The 18,150-nt window shown below is 73.9% G+C and carries 16 protein-coding genes; 4 read left to right on the top strand and 12 right to left on the bottom strand.

From position 1 onward, the window contains the following. Nucleotides 1–32: 32 nt before the first annotated feature. The 3 genes from OIE12_RS26160 to OIE12_RS26150 all read right to left on the bottom strand — a co-directional run bounded on the left by OIE12_RS26160 (nt 33) and on the right by OIE12_RS26150 (nt 2,793). Entirely contained in the window at nt 33–506 is a 474-nt protein-coding gene (locus OIE12_RS26160) for an SSI family serine proteinase inhibitor (RefSeq protein WP_329139337.1), read from the bottom strand. Next, nucleotides 503–1,930 (bottom strand): M14 family zinc carboxypeptidase, encoded by a 1,428-nt coding sequence (locus OIE12_RS26155; RefSeq protein WP_329142227.1) that lies wholly within the window; start codon nt 1,928–1,930, stop codon nt 503–505. The genes OIE12_RS26160 and OIE12_RS26155 overlap by 4 nt, the downstream gene beginning before the upstream one ends. A 305-nt stretch (nt 1,931–2,235) precedes the next feature. Then, nucleotides 2,236–2,793 (bottom strand): DUF1707 and FHA domain-containing protein, encoded by a 558-nt coding sequence (locus OIE12_RS26150; RefSeq protein WP_329139335.1) that lies wholly within the window; start codon nt 2,791–2,793, stop codon nt 2,236–2,238. A 228-nt stretch (nt 2,794–3,021) separates the two neighbouring features. Here OIE12_RS26150 and treZ point away from each other — a divergent pair, with 228 nt between their 5' ends. Then, the gene (gene treZ, locus OIE12_RS26145; protein ID WP_329139333.1) at nt 3,022–4,770 is read left to right on the top strand and encodes a malto-oligosyltrehalose trehalohydrolase; all 1,749 of its coding nucleotides are present in this window, start codon (nt 3,022–3,024) and stop codon (nt 4,768–4,770) included. Nucleotides 4,771–4,831: 61 nt separating this feature from the next. Here the strand turns inward: treZ and OIE12_RS26140 are convergent, their stop codons facing one another. From OIE12_RS26140 to OIE12_RS26125, 4 genes are all read right to left on the bottom strand, one after another. After that, on the bottom strand, nt 4,832–6,109 hold the full coding sequence (locus OIE12_RS26140) for an APC family permease (protein WP_329142225.1): 1,278 nt from the start codon (nt 6,107–6,109) through the stop codon (nt 4,832–4,834). Between the two features lie 207 nt (nt 6,110–6,316). Further along, nucleotides 6,317–7,288 (bottom strand): aminoglycoside phosphotransferase family protein, encoded by a 972-nt coding sequence (locus tag OIE12_RS26135; protein WP_329139331.1) that lies wholly within the window; start codon nt 7,286–7,288, stop codon nt 6,317–6,319. A 106-nt stretch (nt 7,289–7,394) separates the two neighbouring features. After that, nucleotides 7,395–8,528: an aminopeptidase P family protein gene (locus OIE12_RS26130; protein WP_329139329.1), complete on the bottom strand. Its 1,134-nt coding sequence runs from the start codon at nt 8,526–8,528 to the stop codon at nt 7,395–7,397. A 202-nt stretch (nt 8,529–8,730) separates the two neighbouring features. Continuing rightward, on the bottom strand, nt 8,731–9,462 hold the full coding sequence (locus OIE12_RS26125) for an SDR family oxidoreductase (protein WP_329139327.1): 732 nt from the start codon (nt 9,460–9,462) through the stop codon (nt 8,731–8,733). Between the two features lie 70 nt (nt 9,463–9,532). Between OIE12_RS26125 and OIE12_RS26120 the strand changes: the two genes are divergently transcribed. Beyond that, entirely contained in the window at nt 9,533–10,459 is a 927-nt protein-coding gene (locus tag OIE12_RS26120) for a LysR family transcriptional regulator (RefSeq protein ID WP_329139325.1), read from the top strand. 4 nt (nt 10,460–10,463) lie between these two features. On the opposite strand, the gene cyc2 is transcribed toward OIE12_RS26120, so the two are convergent. The 4 genes from cyc2 to OIE12_RS26100 all read right to left on the bottom strand — a co-directional run bounded on the left by cyc2 (nt 10,464) and on the right by OIE12_RS26100 (nt 15,329). Further along, a complete protein-coding gene (gene cyc2 / locus OIE12_RS26115) occupies nt 10,464–12,614 on the bottom strand; it encodes a germacradienol/geosmin synthase Cyc2 (protein ID WP_329139323.1) in 2,151 nt (716 codons plus the stop codon). An 86-nt stretch (nt 12,615–12,700) separates the two neighbouring features. Beyond that, entirely contained in the window at nt 12,701–13,951 is a 1,251-nt protein-coding gene (locus tag OIE12_RS26110) for a damage-control phosphatase ARMT1 family protein (protein ID WP_329139321.1), read from the bottom strand. Further along, nucleotides 13,944–14,507 (bottom strand): hypothetical protein, encoded by a 564-nt coding sequence (locus OIE12_RS26105; RefSeq protein ID WP_329139319.1) that lies wholly within the window; start codon nt 14,505–14,507, stop codon nt 13,944–13,946. The genes OIE12_RS26110 and OIE12_RS26105 overlap by 8 nt, the downstream gene beginning before the upstream one ends. Nucleotides 14,508–14,657: 150 nt before the next feature. Then, entirely contained in the window at nt 14,658–15,329 is a 672-nt protein-coding gene (locus OIE12_RS26100) for a Tat pathway signal sequence domain protein (protein ID WP_329139317.1), read from the bottom strand. A 675-nt stretch (nt 15,330–16,004) separates the two neighbouring features. Here OIE12_RS26100 and OIE12_RS26095 point away from each other — a divergent pair. Both OIE12_RS26095 and OIE12_RS26090 read left to right on the top strand, forming a co-directional pair. Then, nucleotides 16,005–16,673, top strand: coding sequence for a DUF6230 family protein (locus OIE12_RS26095; RefSeq protein ID WP_329139315.1), 669 nt, complete (start codon nt 16,005–16,007; stop codon nt 16,671–16,673). Nucleotide 16,674: 1 nt separating this feature from the next. Further along, nucleotides 16,675–17,088 carry a DUF6114 domain-containing protein gene (locus OIE12_RS26090; protein ID WP_329139313.1) on the top strand — a complete coding sequence of 138 codons (414 nt, stop codon included), beginning with the start codon at nt 16,675–16,677 and terminating at the stop codon, nt 17,086–17,088. 201 nt (nt 17,089–17,289) lie between these two features. On the opposite strand, the gene OIE12_RS26085 is transcribed toward OIE12_RS26090, so the two are convergent. Beyond that, nucleotides 17,290–18,093, bottom strand: a complete 804-nt coding sequence (locus OIE12_RS26085; protein ID WP_329139311.1) for a VOC family protein — start codon at nt 18,091–18,093, stop codon at nt 17,290–17,292. Between the last annotated feature and the right edge of the window lie 57 nt (nt 18,094–18,150).

Raw genomic sequence — 18,150 nt, 5'->3', positions numbered from 1 at the left:
GGGTGAGGCCTGCCCTCGGGCCTGCCCTCCCGTCAGTGCAGCCCCGGCACGGGGCCCTGCGGCAGGCCCGGGACCGGGCGGTCGGGCAGTTCGGGGATCTCGTCGGTGAACGCGAAGACCGCGCCCGTACGGGCGTCGAGCACGCACCGGTTGGGGAACGTGCGCTCGTACGCCACCCGGTGGCCGTCCCACTCCCCCCGGGCCGCCGCCGTGACCGGGGCGTAGACCATCGGGCAGTACGTGTCCCGCTGCGCGATGCGGTCGATGTCGCCGCCGGCCGCCGCGAGTTCGGCACAGGCGCGGCGGGCGTGCGCGTGACCCTGGGGCGGGTCGCACAGCAGGAGGGTGCCACTGGTGTCGTGGGAGCGGGCGTCGCCGCGGGTCAGGGTCAGAGAAAGGTGGTTGCCCGGGACGTGCCGTGCGGTGCCGGCGTGGGCGGGGGCCGCGGCCAGCAGGGTGACGGCGGCGAGCAGGGCGGCGTGGAGCGCGGTGGTCGTTCTCGTCATTCCCTGTGCATCGGCACGGCGGCGCCCGCGCCCCACTCCGGCTCACCCGTTCGGGGCCGGGCGTCCGCGGGCGGCGGCACCGGGGCCGGCCGCCGGCCCTCCGGCGCCTCGCGCCCGGCCGCCGGTGGCCGCTCCGCGGGCCGCCGCGCGGCCAGCCGGCAGGCGGCGAGGACGACGCGCGACTGGTACTCCACCTGGCGGGCGACCGGGATCCAGCGCGCTCCGTACTGGTCGCGGTACTCCGCGCACCAGCCGTCGATCAGCGAGTCGAGCCGTGGCAGCAGCCCGGCCGCGGCGGGTCCGGCGGCCGTCGCGAGCCGGTGCAGCAGCCCGGCGGTGCGCAGGGCGACCCGGCGCCCGGAGATGCCGAGCGCGGTCAGATGGGCGGTGTCGCACATCGGCAGCGGCCGGGCCGCGGGGTCGTGCACATCGGGGTCCCAGGAGTCGGCCAGGCCAGGGCTGACCAGTAAATAGTCGTCCACCGGGGCGAGCAGCCGGTCGGCGTCGGGGACGCCGGCCAGGTGGGGGCGGAGCCGGGCGAGGATGCCGTCGAGGAGCCGGGTGTCGTGGCGCAGGGTGCGGGCGACGGTGCGCAGAAACGTTTCAGGGTCGGTGGCCGGGGAGGCGTCCGCCACCGCGGGCACGCCCCACATGGGCGCCTCGACGACGGCGGTGGCCGTGCCGTAGCGGTGCGGGTGGTACCAGGTGGACTCGACGGCGGCCTCGGTGATGGCGGCGGCGAGGTCGCCGCGGCGCGGGGGCGGGATGCGGTAGACGGCGGGGCCGAGGCTGGGCCAGTACAGGGTGTCGTACGGGCCCAGTTCGCGCGGGATGCCGAGGCGGGCGGCGGCGTGCGCGACGCGCCGGTCGAGGCCGGGCAGGTCGCGGGTGAGCTCGACGAAGCCGCCGCCGACGTCGACGCCGTGCAGGGAGCAGTGGAAGAAGGGGCGCAGTTCGTCCTGGAGGGCGAGGAGGGTGCGGGTCTCGGGGAGGGCGGCGCGGTCGGCGCCGTCGGGGAGCCATTCGGGCTGTTCGGCGAAGCCGGGGCGGAAGAAGTTCCGGAAGTAGTTGCCGAGGGTGTACGGGCCGGAGAGCCAGGCCTCGTTGCGGCGGGCGCCGTCGGGGTCGAGGCAGAGCAGGAAGTTCCAGGTGACGTCGGCGTCGTCGCCCGCGGGTGGCGGGCCGGTGAGGAGGCGTTCGGCGAGGCGGAGGGCGGTGGCGCCGCCGACGGGTTCGTTGGCGTGCGGGCCGGCGACGACGAGGGCGTGGCGGGGGCCGTGGCCGACGGAGAGCAGCCAGAGGGGGGTACCGGCGCGGGAGGTGCCGGCGTGGCGGAGGCGGGCGGTGCGGGGGTGGCGGGCGGTGAGGGTGGCGGCGTGGGTGGCGAGGGCGTCGACGGTGGGGTAGCGGCGGAGCGTGGGCAGGGCGCACCTCCGCGGGGTGACTCCGTCGGTTGTACGTGTTGTGCAGCGGGCCTCTACATTCAGTCACTACCGGTGCCCGCGTCAACGGGGCCGCACCCCACGGTTTTCTCGCCCCCGCCGCCCCTACCCGTCCCATCCCCGGGGGCTCCGCCCCCGGACCCCCGTAAAAGATCGCGCCCACGCGGCGGAGCCGCATATTGACACAGCCCCGCGCCCCTGACAGGGACGCGGGGAACTGCGCGATCAGCCACGACGCGCCCGCAGCCGCCTAAGCACAGAAGCCCCCGAGCTCTCCCGCGAACCGTTCAGGACGTTTCCGACGCCAGCCGGAACATCACCGTGCCGAAAGTGACCAGGTCGCCGTCTCGCACCACCGCCGCTCCTATCACCCGGCGGCCGTTCACGGACGTCCCGTTCGTGGAGCCGAGGTCGCGGAGGATCCAGAGGCCGCCCTGGCGGCTGAGTTCCGCGTGGACGCGGGAGACCGACTCGTGGCTCAGGCGCAGTCCGCTCGCCGGGTCGCGGCCTATGCGGAGCGGATACGTCCGCTCCGGCCGCGGCAGCGGCAGCTTCGGCAGGCGCTCGGACAGCCAGGCCCGGCGCAGCTTCACCGTGAAGCCGGACAGCGCCTCGACGCCGCCGTACACGAGCCGCGACAGCGGCCTCCGCGCCGGCAGGTCCGCGGTGAGCGCGGCCAGTTCGTCGGGGACGCGCGCGGTGAGCGCGAGTTCCATGCGCCGCATGAAGGTGTCGTGCGAGATGCGGCCGAGGGCGACGCCGTCACGCAGCACCTTCAGCGCCCGGTCACGGTCGGCGTCCGACAGCCGCGCGGGGTACGTGGGGAACTCGAAGGACGACGTCACGAGGGTGATTGTCGGACAGCGGCGCCGGGGTGTCCAGCGAGCCCCCGGAATGCCGCCGTCCGCTCGCCGGTGTGTCCGTCGGGGCCGTCCGGCGTGTCAAAAGGGTGGGTTCCGGAGCGGATTGATCGAGTGTGACGCACCATGGACGGACCGCGCCACAGACGGCGAAGCGGGACGAACGACAGACGAGAACGACAAGCGGAACCGACTGACGAGGGGGAACCGTCCGTGCAGTTCGAGGTGTGGGCACCACAGGCCGAGGACCGGGTGACGCTCCACTGCGACGGCGCCGCGCACGCGATGGCGCCCGATCCGGAGCGCGCCGGCTGGTGGCGCGCCGAGGCACCGGCAGGCGACGGCTCGCGGTACGGGTTCGCCCTGGACGGCGGCCCGGTGCTGCCCGATCCCCGTACCCGCCGTCAGCCCGACGGCCCGGACGGGCTCAGCGCGGTGGTCGACCAGGACCGGTACGACTGGCGCACCCCCTGGCCCGGGCGCGGGCTGCCGGGCGCGGTCCTCTACGAGCTGCACGTGGGCACGTACACCCCCGAGGGCACCCTGGACGCGGCCGCCGCCCGGCTGGAACACCTCGTCGAACTGGGCGTCACGCACGTGGAGTTGATGCCGCTGTGCCCCTTCCCCGGCCGGCACGGCTGGGGGTACGAGGGCGTCTCGCTGTGGGCCGTGCACGAGCCGTACGGCGGCCCCGAGGCGCTCAAGCGGTTCGTCGACCGGGCGCACGAGCTGGGCCTGGGCGTCGTCCTGGACGTGGTGCACAACCACCTCGGCCCGTCCGGCAACTACCTGCCCGCCTTCGGTCCGTACTTCACCGACACCCACCACACCCCCTGGGGGGTCGCCGTCAACCTGGACGCGCCCGGCTCCGACGAGGTGCGCGCCTATCTGCTGGGCAGCGCGCTGGCCTGGCTGCGCGACTACCGGCTCGACGGGCTGCGCCTGGACGCCGTGCACGCGCTGCACGACACGCGCGCGTGCCACTTCCTGGAGGAGCTGTCCACCGCCGTCGACGCGCTCGCCGACGGTCTGGAGCGGCCGCTGTTCCTGATCGCCGAGTCCGATCTCGCCGACCCCCGGCTGATCACCCCGCGCGCCGAGGGCGGTCTCGGGCTGCACGCGCAGTGGAACGACGACTTCCACCACGCCCTGCACACCACCCTGACCGGCGAGGCGCAGGGCTACTACGCGGACTTCGCGCGCGCCCCGCTCGCCGCGATCGCCAAGACCCTCTCCCACGGCTTCTTCCACGACGGCACGTACTCGACGTTCCGGGGCCGCTCCCACGGCCGCCCGCTGGACCGTAGGCGCGTGCCCGCGCACCGGCTGCTGGGCTACACCCAGACCCACGACCAGGTCGGCAACCGCGCCCAGGGCGACCGGCTCGCCGCCTCCCTCTCCCCCGGGCTGCTGGCCTGCGCGGCGACGCTGATGCTGACGGCGCCGTTCACGCCGATGCTGTTCATGGGCGAGGAGTGGGCGGCCGGCACGCCCTGGCAGTTCTTCACCGACCACACCGACCCGGAGCTCGCGGCGGCCGTGCGCAACGGCAGGCGGCGGGAGTTCGCGGCGCACGGCTGGGCGGAGGAGGACGTGCCCGACCCGCAGGACCCCGCCACCCGGGAGCGCTCCTGCCTCGACTGGTCGGAGCCGGGCGGCGGCATGCACGCGCGCGTGCTGGCCTGGTACCGGGAGCTGATCGCGCTGCGGCACGCGCAGCCGGACCTGACCGACCCCGATCTGTCCGACGTGAAGGTCGGCTTCGACGAGGCGGCCCGCTGGCTCGCCTTCCGCCGCGGCGACGTCCGGGTGGCGGTCAACCTGGGCGGGGAGCCGGTGCGTGTCCCGCTGGGCGTGCGCGGGGCGCGCGTCCTGGCCGCGTGGGAGCCGGTGGCGGCGCCGGACGCGGACGGGGCGCTGACGCTGCCGGGCGAGTCGGCGGTCGTCCTGCTGCGGGAGTGAGGGCCCTGCGCCCGGCGTGAGGGCCGGCCGCCGGGGCTTCCCGACGGCCGGGGCCGGGCGTTCAGGAGCCGTCCCCCGGCGGCTCACCGGCCGTCCGGCGCCGGTGCAGGGCGGCGACGGCGCCCAGGACCACGCCGACCGCGACGACGATCAGCCCGCGCGTCCAGACCTCGGCCTCGACCTGGGTGGCGAGCACCACGCAGGAGGCCGCGCCCAGGACGGGCACGACGGTGTACGCCCGGAAGTGCGGCCGCGTCGAGCGGTCGCGCCGCTGGACGAGGACGGCGGTGTTGACGAGGAAGAACACCACGAGAAGCAGCAGCACGAGGGTGGAGGCGAGGGTCGCCACGTCCCCGGTGAGCGCCAGCAGGAAGGACAGGCCGGTCGTGACCGCGATCGAGGCCCACGGTGTGCGGCGCCCGGGCAGGACGTGGGTGAGGAAGCGGGGAAGCAGGCCGTCCCGCGCCATGCCGAAGGCCAGGCGCGAACTCATGATGCCGGTCAGCAGCGCGCCGTTGGCGACGGCGACCAGGGCGATGGCGCTGAACACCTTGGGCGGCACCCCGCCCGCCGCCTTCACCACTTCGAGCAGCGGTCCGCTGGAGCGGGCCAGCACCCCGGTGGGCACGGCGGCCGAGGCGACGATGCCGACGAGGACGTAGACGGCGCCCGCCGTCACCAGGGCGCCGAAGAGGGCGCGCGGATACGAGCGGCGCGGGTCGCGGGTCTCCTCGGCGACGTTGACGGAGGTCTCGAAGCCGACGAAGGAGTAGTAGGCGAGCACCGTTCCGCTCAGGACACCGGCGGCCGCGCCGGAGTCGGCGGTGCCCAGCCGGACGAGTCTGCCGGGGTCGCCGTCGCCGCGCAGGAACAGCCAGACACCGAGGCCGACGACGAGGAGGAGGCCGCCCACCTCGACGAGGGTCGCCGCCGCGTTGGCGCGCGTGGACTCGCTGATGCCGCGGGCGTTCAGGAGGGCCAGAAGGCACAGGAAGACGGCCGCCACCAGGACGACGGGCAGGCTGACGAAGGCGGAGAGGTAGTCGCCGGCGAAGCCGCGGGCCAGCGCGGCGACGGACACGATGCCCGCGGCGAGCATGCAGAACCCGGCGAGGAAGCCGGTGAAGGGCCCGAAGGCGAGGGTCGCGTAGTGGGAGGCGCCGCCCGCCCGGGGGTACTTCGTGCTGAGTTCGGCGTACGAGGCGGCCGTCAGCAGCGACAGCAGCAGGGCGAGGAGGAGCGGCACCCAGACGGCGCCGCCGGATTCCGCCGCGACCTGGCCGATGAGGACGTAGACGCCGGCGCCCAGCACGTCGCCGAGGATGAAGAAGTAGAGCAGGGGGGTCGTCAGCGCCCTCTTGAGCGAGGGGGTGGCCTCCTGCTGCGGGGCGCCGTTCTGCGGGGATCCGGCGGAGGCCGGTGCGGGGGGAGTAGTCACCACTGCCGTCTACCCCTGCGGCGCGGTGACAGACGGTACGGGTGTGCCGTGCGGCGGGGCGGCCCTCGGTAGCGTCCGCCCCCCGGGGCGGCGCGGTCGGCCGGTGCGCTACGGCTCCCCCGGCCCCCCGCGCAGGTCCGTGACACGTTCCAGGAGGATCGGCTCCCAGGCGCGGCGCAGACGGTGCCGGAGCAGGGGCAGCGGGTCGCCGGTGGGGGCGTCGAGGCGGGCGGCGAGGTGGAGCAGGGCGTCGCAGCGGGCCAGCCACAGGCCGCGCAGACAGGGGCGGGGGCCGTAGCCGGCGAGGGTCGCGGCGCGTACGGCGGCGGGGGCGCCGACCGCGCGGGCGAGCCCGGCGATGTCCTCGGCGGGGTCGCCGGTCACCGCGTCGCCCCAGCCGAGCACCCCGCGCACCCGGCCGTCCTCGCCGACCAGGAGGTGTGCGCCGGTGAGCCCGTGGTGGACGAGGACCGCCGCCCCCGGCTGCGGGGCGAGCTGGGCGGCGGCGGTGGCGGTGAACGGGGCGAGCCGGGCCGGGTCGAACTCGTCGGCCTCGCCGAGCCGTCGGGCGGCGCCGCCCGCCGACCTGCGCAGCGCCTCCAGGGAGCGTGCCGCCCGGCGCGGCACACCGAGCGTCTCCGCCTGCCGTACGGGCACCTCGCGCAGTCCGGTGAGCAGCGCGGCGAGGTCCGCCTCGCCGACGGCGGAGACGGCCCGGTCCTCGGCGCCGGCGCCGGTCAGCCGGGTGTCGAGCGTGTAGGCGAGGCCGGGGGCCCACTCGCCGTGGGCGACGCTGGCGGGCACCGCGAGGGGGACGTGCGGCCGGACCAGGTCGCGCAGTCGCAGCTCGCGGCGCCCGCGCGCGGTGGCCTCCCGGTCGGGCGCCAGCCGGAGCACGTGCCGGGCGCCGACCCACCAGACGGCGCGACTGTCGCCGGTGCCGCCCTCGGTGACGGGCCGCACGTCGGGGCCGCCGGCCGTCTCGGCCGCTCCCATGGACGCCTCCTGGGACGCCTCCTTGAACAGGGAGCCGACGAGCCGCCGTACGGTGTCGGCCGTCGGTGTGGGTGCCTGGGTCATGGTCGTCGCGCCGTCGTCTCGGGGGTACGGGCTTCGCTGGTACGGGACTGGGTGGTACGGGTACGGCTTCGCTCCCGGTGGCCGGGCGGCGGCCGTGCCGTGCGGGTCAGTCGACGAGCACCATCTCCCGTTCGGTGTGGTTCAGGCGCCGGCCGCCGTCCTCGGTGACCGTCACGATGTCCTCGATGCGTACCCCGAATCGGCCGGGAAGATAGATGCCGGGCTCGACGGAGAAACACATGCCGGGGACGAGCGGCTGCTCCTCGCCCTCGATCATGTACGGCGGCTCGTGCGTGGTGACGCCGATGCCGTGCCCCGTGCGGTGGATGAAGTACTCGCCGTAGCCGGCGTCGGCGATGACGGCGCGGGCGGCCCGGTCCACGTCCTGGCAGGCGGCGCCCGGCCGCACCGCCCGGAACCCGGCCTCCTGGGCCTCGCGCACGGTGTCGTGGACGCGGCGCTCCTCGTCGGTGGGCTCGCCGACGTGCACCGTGCGGGTGGTGTCGGAGCCGTAGCCGTGCTTGAGGCCGCCGAAGTCCAGGACGACCATGTCGCCGCGGGCGATGACGCGGTCGCCGGCCTCGTGGTGCGGGTTGGCGCCGTTGGGGCCGGAGCCGACGATGGTGAAGTCGACCTGGGAGTGGCCGTGGCGGCGCAGCGCCGCGTCGAGGTCGGCGGCGACCTCCCGCTCCCGGCGGCCGGCGAAGGCGACCTCGCGGATCTCCTCGAACGCGGCGTCCGCGGCCGCGCCCGCCGCGGCCAGCCGCTCCAGCTCGGCGGTGTCCTTGACGGCGCGGAGCATCGGCAGCGCCTCGGTGAGCGCGACGTGGTCCGAGTCCGGCAGCCGGCGGCGCAGGCCGAGCAGATGCATCGCCCAGGCGTTGTCGCTGATCCCGAAGCGGCCGGCGGGCTTGAGGAGCGCGCCGGCGGCCTCGTACGGGTCCTGGCCGTCGGTCCAGTCCCGCAGGGTGAGCGCGGGGCCGCCGGCGGCGCCGGCCGCGTCGGGGGCCTCCAGGGTCGGTACCACCAGGACGGGGTCCTGGCCGGCGCGCAGCACGAGGAGGGTGAGCCGCTCGGTCTCCACCGGCCGGTAGCCGGTCAGCCACAGCAGGTCGGGCCCGGGGGCGATCAGTACGCCGTCGAGTCCGGCGTCGGCGGCGGCGTGTGCGGTGCGGTGCATACGGGCGGCGTAGTCGGCGGCGTCGAACGACGCGGGGTCACTTCCCGGGGCAGCAGCCATCGTCCCTCCAAGGTCCACTCCGGCCATCCTGCCTTCCGACGAACCCGGATGCGACCGCATTCACATCCCGCAGGGGCGGCGGGGCTGTGCTGTCTGCGCGGCTCCGCCGCGGGGGCGCGAGCAGCCCCGACGCACCCGCACCCGCCCCACAGCCCCACCCCCCGAGCTCTTGGGCGCTCCGCCCCCGGGGGTGACCGTCAGTTCACCAGGGAACCGGGCCGTGCTCGTCGAAGAAGCCGCCGGTCGGCCCGTCATCGGGCAGCGTGGCGAGCCGGACGACCACGGCCGCGCCGTCGGCCGCGGTGCGGGTGAGGCCGGGGAACGCGGTGGTGAAGTCGGTCGCACACGGTCCCGGATCGGCGGCGTTGACCAGGATGTTGCGGCTGCGCAGTTCCTTGGCGTACTGCACGGTCAGCGAGTTGAGCGCGGTCTTGGACGGGACGTACGCGGCCAACGGGGGCCGGGTGGTGAAGTAGTCGTCGGGATCGGTCATCCGGGCGAGGGAGCCCAGTCCACTGCTGACATTGACGATCCGGGCGGCGGAGGAGCGGGCGAGCAGCGGCAGCATCGTGGTGGTCACGCTGATCACGCCGAACACGTTGGTCTCGAACACCTCGCGTACAGCGGGCAGCTCGACACTGCCAGGGCTCTGGGCGGCGAGGTCGCCGGAGACGCCGGCGTTGTTGACCAGGATGTCCAGCCGGCCGAAGCGCTCCTCGATCCAGCGGGCGGCGGACAGGACGCCGGCGCGGTCGGTGACGTCCAGGGTGACCGGGTACACCCGCGGGCCCAGGTCGGCTGCGGCCGCCGCACCGCGGTGCGGGTCGCGCGAGGCCAGCAGGACGTTGGTGCCGAGCGAGGCGAGCCGGGCTGCGACCTCGCGCCCGATGCCCTTGTTGGCACCGGTGACCAGGGCAATCGTGGTTTCTGTCATGCGTTCAGCCCACCACGGGGGCGGCCGGGAGTTCCAACACCGATCAGGTGCGCAGCGATACCGTGCGGGTATGGAAAGACTGGAGGTCCGCGAGCTCGTCTACTTCACCGCTGTCGCCGAAGAGCTGCACTTCGGTCGGGCGGCCGCCCGGCTGGGGATGGCCCAGCCGCCGCTCTCCCGCGCCATTCAGCAGCTCGAACGACGGCTGGGCGTAGCCCTGTTGGAACGTGGCAGTCGCCGGGTCGCACTGACCGAGGCGGGGGCCGTCCTGCTCCGCGAGAGCCGTACGGTGCTCGACGCCGCGTCGGCCGCGGCGCGCCGCACCCGGCGGGCCGGCCGCGCCGACCCGCGTCTGGTCCTGGTCATCAAGCCGGGCGGCGACGGTGGCCTGCTGCCCGCGATCCTCGACGCCTATCAGGCCGAGCCGGGTGCGCTGCCGGTCGAGCTGGTGTGCAGCTTCGGCGAGCGTGAGACCCTCCTGCGGGAGGGTCGTGCCGACGCCGCCCTGCTTCACCGCCCCCACCCCGACCTCACCGGCCTGGACACCCAGGACCTCCTGACCGAGACGCAACTTCTCGTGATGCCGAGTTCGCATCGCCTCGCGGGCCGTACCCGGGTCTGCCTGAACGACCTCGCCGGGGAGCCCCTGCCGCGCTGGCCCGGGGCGTTCCAGGGCGGCTCACACGGACCCGAGGTCCACGACCTTGGGCAGCTTCTCCACCTCATCGCCCTGGGCCGGATGGTCGCCGTCCTTCCCTCCTCCATCCGCGGCCAGCTCCGCGACGACCTGGTCGCTGTCCCAGTCGACGATGCCGAGCCCACCACGCTCGTCCTCGCCTGGCCCGAGCGCGCCACCTCCCCTGCCCTGGCCGCCTTCGTCCGCGCGGCCACCGCCGTGGCGGGCAGGGCGACGGGCCACGGCGGGCGGAGCGGGGAGACACGCGCGGTCGACAATTCGAGCCAAGCCACCAGGCGGGGCGCAGCAGCCCGCGGCTGAGCGGTTACGCCGGTAGCAGGGGGACCCTGTCCGGAACGAAGCCGTGGGCTCGGCGGGACAAGTAGTCGGCTCGGTAGCGAGGGACGTGCTGGTGCCAGTTGAGGATGCCGGACATCCAGTTCTGGAGTTGGACCACATAGCCCTCCACCGTCGCCCGGGCTTCCGGGGAGAGGGCGAAGTCCTCGTACAGGACCGGCAGTTCGTGCGCGGACACGTGCTCGAACTGCTCCATTCGCTGGTTCATCAGGTCCCCCACGACCCGCACCGCATCGCCGTACCCGCACCGGAAGAAGTTCTGCACGACGAGCACCGCGTTGTGGATCTCCCCCTCGTACTCGATCTCCTTCTGGTACGAGAACACGTCGTTGAGCAGCACCGCATAGTCCATCGCCGCGTTCTCCAGCGAGCAGATCGGCCCGCTCGCGTACACCTCCGCCGGCACATTGGGCGCATGCCCCATCCGGCACAGGTTCTTCGTGAGGTCGGAGCCGAACGTGTCCCGCCGCATCTCCAGGTAGTCGACGGGGTCGGGAACGCGGTGCTGGAACTGGTTGGACAGCTCCCAGACCCAGCTCGCCGTCATCACGTCGACCGAGCGCCGCATCGTACGGCGCTGGTCGAGGTCCATGCCGGCCGTCGTGCGCCCCCACAGGTCGATCAGGGAGCGCTCGAGCGCGTTGACCGGCACCGGCACCGGCTCGCCGTCGACCGGCATGCACGCCGACAGCCGCTCGGTGCACAGCTTCGCCCCGGCGAGGTCGCGCCGGTGGCCGTACATGAGGGGGTAGTAGTCGTCGCCGTAGGTGCCCCAGGCGAGCCACTGGGAGGCGACGTCGAGCGCCTCGGGCGTGGCGTCGGGGTGGAGGCCGGCGGCGCACAGGGGCAGGTCGCAGGAGGCGAGCTTGTCCTCGTCCCAGACGCCCTCGGAGAGCATGCCCGACTCGAACGCCCAGGGCAGCAGCCGTGCCCGGGCGCCGTCGAGGTGCTCGCTGAGCCGGAGCGTGAACGGCATCCGGATCTCGGGGATGCGGGACGGTCCGACCTTCTGGAACGGCACGTGCGTGTAGGCGCGCAGCCGCTCGACACCGGCGTCGGCGAGCAGCCCCCGGACGTCGGCGGCGGAGGTGCCCGTGCCCGGCATGCCGAAGGGGCGGCGGGCCTCGACGGCGCCCTCGTTCATGTAGCGGCTGGAGCGCAGATGCCATTCGTGGCCGCCGGACTGCCAGTCCTGCAGTCCGCGCGCGTACGCCGCGATCGCCGCGACCTCGTCGGGTGCGAGTCCGTGTTCCAGGGCGAGGGCGGGGACCTCGGTCAGTGCCGTGTGCTCGAACTGGTGCAGCCGGGAGGTCAGGATGTCGTTGACCGTCTCGGCGGCCTCCTGCGTGGTGCAGCCGAAGAACGTCTCCAGGACGAGGACGCCGTTGCTCAGCTCGCCCTCGTCCTCGACCTCGCGCTGGTAGGAGAAGAGGTCGTTGCGCAGATGGACGCCGTCGGAGAACGTCTCCATCAGGACCCGCAGCGGGCGCGACTCGGCCACGCGCGCGGGGACCTCGGCGGTGGCGTACTCCACGAGCCCGGCGGACCAGGGGGCGCCGCCGACCTTGCGGCGCATCTCGATGTACTCGACGGGGTTGGAGATCCGCCCCTCGTTGATGTTGGACAGCTCCCACAGGGACTCGTTCAGCAGGTGCTCGGTGGCGACGGCGAAGCGGCGCCGCCAGTCGGCCGACATCGCCGGGATCGTCCGGGCCCACAGGTCGGCGAGGCCCGCCTCGACCGGGTTCTCCGGCTCGGGCACCGGGGTTTCGGGGTCGGCCGGCATGAACAGCGGGAGCCGGTCCAGGTGCGCCTTGCCGGCCGCGCGGTCCTGGGTGCGCTTGAACAGCTCCAGGAAGTGGTCGTCGAAGAAGAACACCCACACGTACCAGTCGGTGATCAGGGAGAGGGCCGGGCCGTCGCAGTCGGGGTGCGTGTAGGCGCACAGCAGGCCGTAGTCGTGGGCGTCGAGGTCGGACTGCTCCCAGACGCCGGAGCCCTCGAGCATGCCCATCTCGCGCGCCCAGGCGGTCGAGTGCGCGCGTGCCTCGTCGAGGTGGGGATTGAGCCGCGCGGGATACGGCATGTAGAAGTGCGGGAGGTGGAACGGCTGCGTCATGGCCGGGTCCTGCCCAGTGTTCCGCCCGCGCATCCGGACGGCCGAACATGATCACACCATCGCGTGAAGCGGTGGTGCGGGGCTTGTCAGGGGCGCACCTGGATCAGCGCGTGCGCCCCGCTGGTGCGCCAGCGCTGTCCCTCCGCCTCGACGAGGGTGGTCTCCGTGTGCGGGTCGAGTCCGGTGATCACGTCGGACTTCAGGGTGCGCAGCGCGGCCACCGGGCCGGGGAAGTACGCGGTCGGCCGGGCGAACGGGGTGGTCGGTGGCCAGAGCCGGTCGCCCACCAGACGGCGGTAGTTGAGGTCGCCCTTGAGGAGCGTGAGGTCGGCGGCGGTGAACTCGCGGCGCAGGTCGTCGGGCATGTCGACGTACGGCAGGGGCGCGCAGGAGAACGGGTGGGCGCGCAGCACGAGCCGTCCGCCGGCCAGCGCCGACCACAGCCGGCGACCCGCGTCGCCCGCCTCGCCGGGGGCGCGGTGCAGCCGGCCGACGGCGTCCAGGACGTCGGCGGTGGTCGCGTCGGACACGTAGTAGGGGTGCGGCTTGACGTGCAGCACGGCCCGTTCGGCGCCGCCGTGGCGCAGCAGGTGGTCGATCAGGAGGAGGTCGGGGACGAGTTCACGGCCGGCGTTGTCGGCGACCAGGCACAGGGTGGAGACGGGGAAGAGGGACCACAGGGCCTCGCTGTCGTCGGCGACGAGCCGGGCGTCGCCCATCGCCCCGGAGACACCGGTCGTCCCGGAGACGCCCGTCGTCCCAGAGGTCCCCGTCCCGTGGCCGCTCTCGACGGAGAGCCGGAAGCCGAGGTCGGCCCGGTTGCCCCAGAGGGAGCCGTGCAGCAGGGCGGTGGCCCGCTCGGCCGGCGGGTGGCCGGCGAGCTCGTCGAGGGCGGCGAGTTCCTCGTCGGTCCCGGGGCCGTCGAGTTCGGCGAGCTTGAACGGGCGGAACGGGTCGACGCCGCGCCAGGGTCCGGTGCCGAAGTAGCCGAGTGCGTCGAGGAAGCGGCGGTAGAAGTAGCTTTCCGCCCACAGGAACGGCGCCGCGAACCAGGAGCGGCCGAGGTGCGCGGGCAGTCCCCACTCCTCCGTCCAGCGCTCGGCGCCGGGGGCGTCGGGTTCGGGCGGTTCGACGACGCCCTTGAGGTGGTTGTCGAGCAGCGCGGTGAGCGCGGCGCGCTCGGCGGGGCCGTACGGGACGGTGTCCAGGACGCGGGCGACGAGCGCGGGGTGGCGTTCGGCCAGGACACCGTGGGGGAAGGAGGCGGGGTCGTCGCTGACGATCACGGGAGCGGGGGTGGCGGCGGTGGCGGCCGCGGCCTCACGACGCTCAGACATGGTCCTGTGCTCCTCGGGGACGGGGGAGCGTCCCGGGCGGCACGACGGCCGTGCGGGCCCTCTCCTCCAGCTCCCCGCCGTAACCCGCCTCGGTCCACACCAGTTTCCTGAACTGTTCCGGCGTCAGCCGACCCTGCCACGGTTCGCCGCCGGGGCAGGAGACCGACGCGCAGCCGGGGCAGTGGTACGCCGGTTGCCACAGGGCGTCGGCGCGGGGCTCACCCGCGGTGACGGCGGCGCGGCCGCGGGTCTCGTTGCGGACGACGAGCGCCGTGCCGGCGAGGGCGATGAGGGCGAGGAGGGTGCCGCCGACGGTGTGCACGGTGGTGTGGCCCGTCAGGCCGCCGTGGGCGAGGGCGAGCCCTACGCCGGCCATGATCAGGCCCTCTACGGCGTGCAGGGTGGTGGTGCCCCGGGAGGCGGTGGCGGGGGCCTTGGCGAGGCGGTCGGTGAGGTCGTCGTGGAGGGACGCGGGGTCTGCGACGGCTTCGGCGACGGGGCGGGTGGGGGTGCCGCACCCGGTGCAGGCCGGCGGTGAGGGCGTCTGACTCGGCATCCGCCCACGCTAGCGGGGCGCAGGGCGTTTCGCCCCCGCCGCCCCTACCCGTCCCGTCCTCAAGGGGCTCCGCCCCTCTGACCCCGGACGGGGCTTCGCCCCGTTGCGCAGTTCCCCGCGCCCCTGTCAGGGGCGCGGGGAAAGCTCGGGTCAGTTGACGTAGACCGTCGGGGAGCCGGGCTGGGTCGTGTCGGTGACGGGCGCGTATGTCGCCGTGAAGTACCCGTTGGCGAAGCAGAGCGACGATCCGGACACCTTGGTGAAGTGCTGCGCGCTGAACGCGATCCCGTTCGCGCCCTCGTCCACCGTCCCGTCCAGGCTCGGCGCCTGGTACACACACGTGATGCTGCCGAGCAACGTGCGCAGCTTCACCGTGGTCTGGATGGTGGATCCGGCCTGCGGGGTCACGGTCACCACCCCGTCCGACGTCACCGTCGTGTCGTACGGCAGGTTGTCGACCGCGATGCTCGTCACCCCCGTCACACCGAAGACGTTGCTGGAACAGCTGCTCGCGTCGAACGTCTGCCCGGTCAGCGACTCGGTCGCGGTGCCCGGCGCCGCCGGGTTGCCGGTGACGGCGGCGGTGAAGGCCGACGAGGTGCAGGAGACCCCACTGGTGCCGGTGGCGCTGGAGTAGAGCGTGGCCGACGTCCCACTGGCGAGCGACGCGTTGAGCACGTCGCCGACCGCGACGGCGTCACCGCCCGCGCTGCCGGTGGTGAGGACCGTGTCGGCCGCGGCGGCCGGCGAGGCCGCGGACAGCGCGAGGGCCGCGGCGGCGCCGGCGAGGGCGAGGAGGGTGCGGGTGCGGGTCGTACGCATCGGAATGCCTCTTCTCGGGAGTGGGGGTGCGAGGAGGGTCACCGCCGCCGGCCCGTGACACGCCTTCTCCGTGCGTGACGGGGCCGGCGGCGGCAGAGCGGACCCGGCACGGGCCGCGGACAGGGGGAGAGTGCGGGCCGTGCCGGTGCCGCGGGAAACGCGGATCGCGTGAGCTGTGAGCTGTGTGAAGGATCCGTGCACTGCACTGCACTGCACTGCACTGCACCGCACGGCGCGGCAGAGGTGTCACGACGCCCCGAGAGGCGGGGCCGGGAGAGTGACTGCGCCGTGCGGACGGATCCGGCGCCACGGATCCGGAAGGAAATCAGAGGCAGTTGTAGACCTGAGGGTTCGTCAACGTCAAGGGTGCGCACGGAAGTTCGCCCTGTCGGTCGGTGCGTGCGGGGCGGGGGCGCAGGTCAGCGGCGGGGGCGGGGCGGACGGACGTGGCAGTCGCCGACACATGATCACCACAATCAACATCCTTCTGCCACAGCTCCCTTGACCCTTCGGTGTAACCATCGGTAACTTCCTTGATGGCTACTGCCGCGTAACGAGCAAGCCCTTGTGCACGCCGGGAGGCGTGAGGAGGCGTGCGCGGCAGGCGCTGTCCGCGCCAGGACAACGCGCCAGTGAATCCGGTTCCATCCGCATTGACTGTGCCCAGGAGCAGACATGACCTCGTCCACGGACAACACGGCATCCACCGGTTCCCTGCCCGAGCCCCCGGAAGACGGTTCCGCCGGGCCCGAGAGACGGGGACGGGTCCGGCTGCGTCGCGCCGCCGTGCTGGCGGTGCCGGCCACCGCGATCGCCGCGGGGCTGATCGTCGCGACCGCCCAGGGTGCGCTGGGCGTGCAGTTCTTCATCTCCGGCATGCCGTTCACGGTCACCGCGACCGAGCTCGACGGCACGGGGTTCGAGCAGTTCGGCGATCTGGACAACATGGCGGAGGGCAGCCCCAACACCGGTGACACCGGTGGGCAGGTGCTGGTCATCACCTCCGCGATCAAGAGGGCGACGCTCACCAAGCTCTGCCAGAGCGTGGACCTCGGCGGCACGAACCTGCTGATCACGGCGGGGGGCGGGGACGACAAGGTGACCGCCCAGGACCTCACCACCGACTCGACGCAGCTGTCGGGCGACGCGGCGTTCGACAACATCGAGATCGGCAACGACGCGAGCACCATGACCAAGGCGGGGGTGCAGGGGAAACCGGGGGTGTTCGGGCAGCAGGCCGACACCGTGCACATCAACAACCTGCGGCAGACCAACTACGCCACGACGGCGGGGGTCTTCAAGTTGCCGGGGCTGAGGATGCGCTTCTCCGACTCCGGGTGCTGACGTGGGTTCCGGTGGTGGTGGCGGCGGCCGGTTCCGGCGGTGGCGGGCGCGGCGGCCGTTCTGGGGTGGGGTGCTGCTGGCGCTGGCCGGCGGGGAGATCCTGCTGACGGAGAAGGCGTCGTTGAAGGTGGTGCTGCATGTCGGGATGCAGGGGGTGGCGGGGTATCTGCTGCCGTCGGTGATGGTGCTGTGCGGGGTGCTGGCGCTGGTGAGTCCCGGGCAGCGGTTGTTCTATTCGGTGGTGGGGGCGTTGTCGACGCTGGGGACGTGGCTGACGTCGAACCTCGGTGGGTTCCTGGTGGGGTTGTTGCTGGGGTTGGTCGGGGCGTGCCTGATGTTCGGGTGGGTGCCGGAGCAGGAGCCGCGCCGCAAGGTGTTCCGCCGGCGGAACAAAAGGGGTGCGGCTGCGGCGTAGGGGTTCGGGCGCGTTGTCGGCCGACCGCCGGTGGGGACTTCTCGCGCCCGCGCGGCGGTAGCCGCACATCGACACAGTCCCGCGCCCCCTGAAGGACTGGGGGGCGTCCCCTGCTTTTAAGGGGCGCGGGGAACTGCGCGACCGGCCACGACGCAGCCGCACCGAACCAACCACCCCAGCCGCCCCAGGGCCGCCCGGGGGCTACCCCCTTCCCCCCGTCACCGTGAAGCGCGCTCCGTCGGGGTCTGTGAGGAGGGCGTCAGGGGCGCCTGGCGTCCAGCGCACCACCCCTCCCCCGTGCGCCCGCGCCGCGGCCACGCAGGCGTCTACGTCGTCCACCGTGAAGTGGACCTGCCAGTGGGGGCGGATCGTGGGGTCGGGGGCCGCGCCGACCGCGCCGGAGTGGATGCGGGCGACCGCCTCTCCCCCGCTGCGCAGGACGACCTCCGCCCCGTCGTACTGCACCTCGCAGCACCCCTCGCGCCCGGTCGCCCACTCCAGCACCTCGCCGTAGAAGATCGCCGCGTCGAACGCGTCCCGCGTGTGCAGGCGGACGAAGGCCGGGGCGGCCTTGCGCCACTCCTCCCAGCCGGTGGCGAGCCGGCCCTCCCAGATGCCGAAGACGGCTCCGTCGCGGTCGGCGAGGAGGGCGGCGCGGCCGGGCGGGAAGGCGATCGGGCCGACCGCCGTCGTCCCGCCGCGCTCCCGGCTGCGGGCCACCGCCTCGTCCGCGCTCGGCACGGCGAAGTACGGCGTCCAGGCGACCGCCATCCGGTACACCGAGGCGACGGCGGCGAGCCCGGCGACGGGCACGTCGCCCGCCAGGGCCGTCCGGAACTTGTCGCCGAGCCGGCCCGAGCGGAAGGTCCAGCCGAACACGGCCGCGTAGAACGCCTCGGCGGCATCGAGGTCGCGCGTCGTCAGGCTCACCCAGCACGGCGCCCCGAAGACCGAGTCGGTGGAGAAGACCTCGCGCGGGATCGTGCTGTCGCTGTCTGTGTTCATGGTCCTACCGTCCTGCCATCCCCACCGTCTCGGCGCAACCGGAACCTCCCGGGTACC

This window comes from Streptomyces sp. NBC_00670, from assembly GCF_036226765.1.
Lineage (GTDB): Bacteria > Actinomycetota > Actinomycetes > Streptomycetales > Streptomycetaceae > Streptomyces.
The sequence above is the reverse complement of the archived record's forward strand: the minus strand, read 5'-3'. Positions and strand labels throughout refer to the sequence as shown.

Coding starts and splice junctions, on each gene's coding strand:
- OIE12_RS26160 (WP_329139337.1), bottom strand. CDS start 506: ATGACGAGAACGACCACCGCGCTCCACGCCGCCCTGCTCGCCGCCGTC.
- OIE12_RS26135 (WP_329139331.1), bottom strand. CDS start 7,288: ATGACCCAGGCACCCACACCGACGGCCGACACCGTACGGCGGCTCGTC.
- OIE12_RS26130 (WP_329139329.1), bottom strand. CDS start 8,528: ATGGCTGCTGCCCCGGGAAGTGACCCCGCGTCGTTCGACGCCGCCGAC.
- OIE12_RS26125 (WP_329139327.1), bottom strand. CDS start 9,462: ATGACAGAAACCACGATTGCCCTGGTCACCGGTGCCAACAAGGGCATC.
- OIE12_RS26120 (WP_329139325.1), top strand. CDS start 9,533: ATGGAAAGACTGGAGGTCCGCGAGCTCGTCTACTTCACCGCTGTCGCC.
- cyc2 (WP_329139323.1), bottom strand. CDS start 12,614: ATGACGCAGCCGTTCCACCTCCCGCACTTCTACATGCCGTATCCCGCG.
- OIE12_RS26110 (WP_329139321.1), bottom strand. CDS start 13,951: ATGTCTGAGCGTCGTGAGGCCGCGGCCGCCACCGCCGCCACCCCCGCT.
- OIE12_RS26105 (WP_329139319.1), bottom strand. CDS start 14,507: ATGCCGAGTCAGACGCCCTCACCGCCGGCCTGCACCGGGTGCGGCACC.
- OIE12_RS26100 (WP_329139317.1), bottom strand. CDS start 15,329: ATGCGTACGACCCGCACCCGCACCCTCCTCGCCCTCGCCGGCGCCGCC.
- OIE12_RS26095 (WP_329139315.1), top strand. CDS start 16,005: ATGACCTCGTCCACGGACAACACGGCATCCACCGGTTCCCTGCCCGAG.
- OIE12_RS26085 (WP_329139311.1), bottom strand. CDS start 18,093: ATGAACACAGACAGCGACAGCACGATCCCGCGCGAGGTCTTCTCCACC.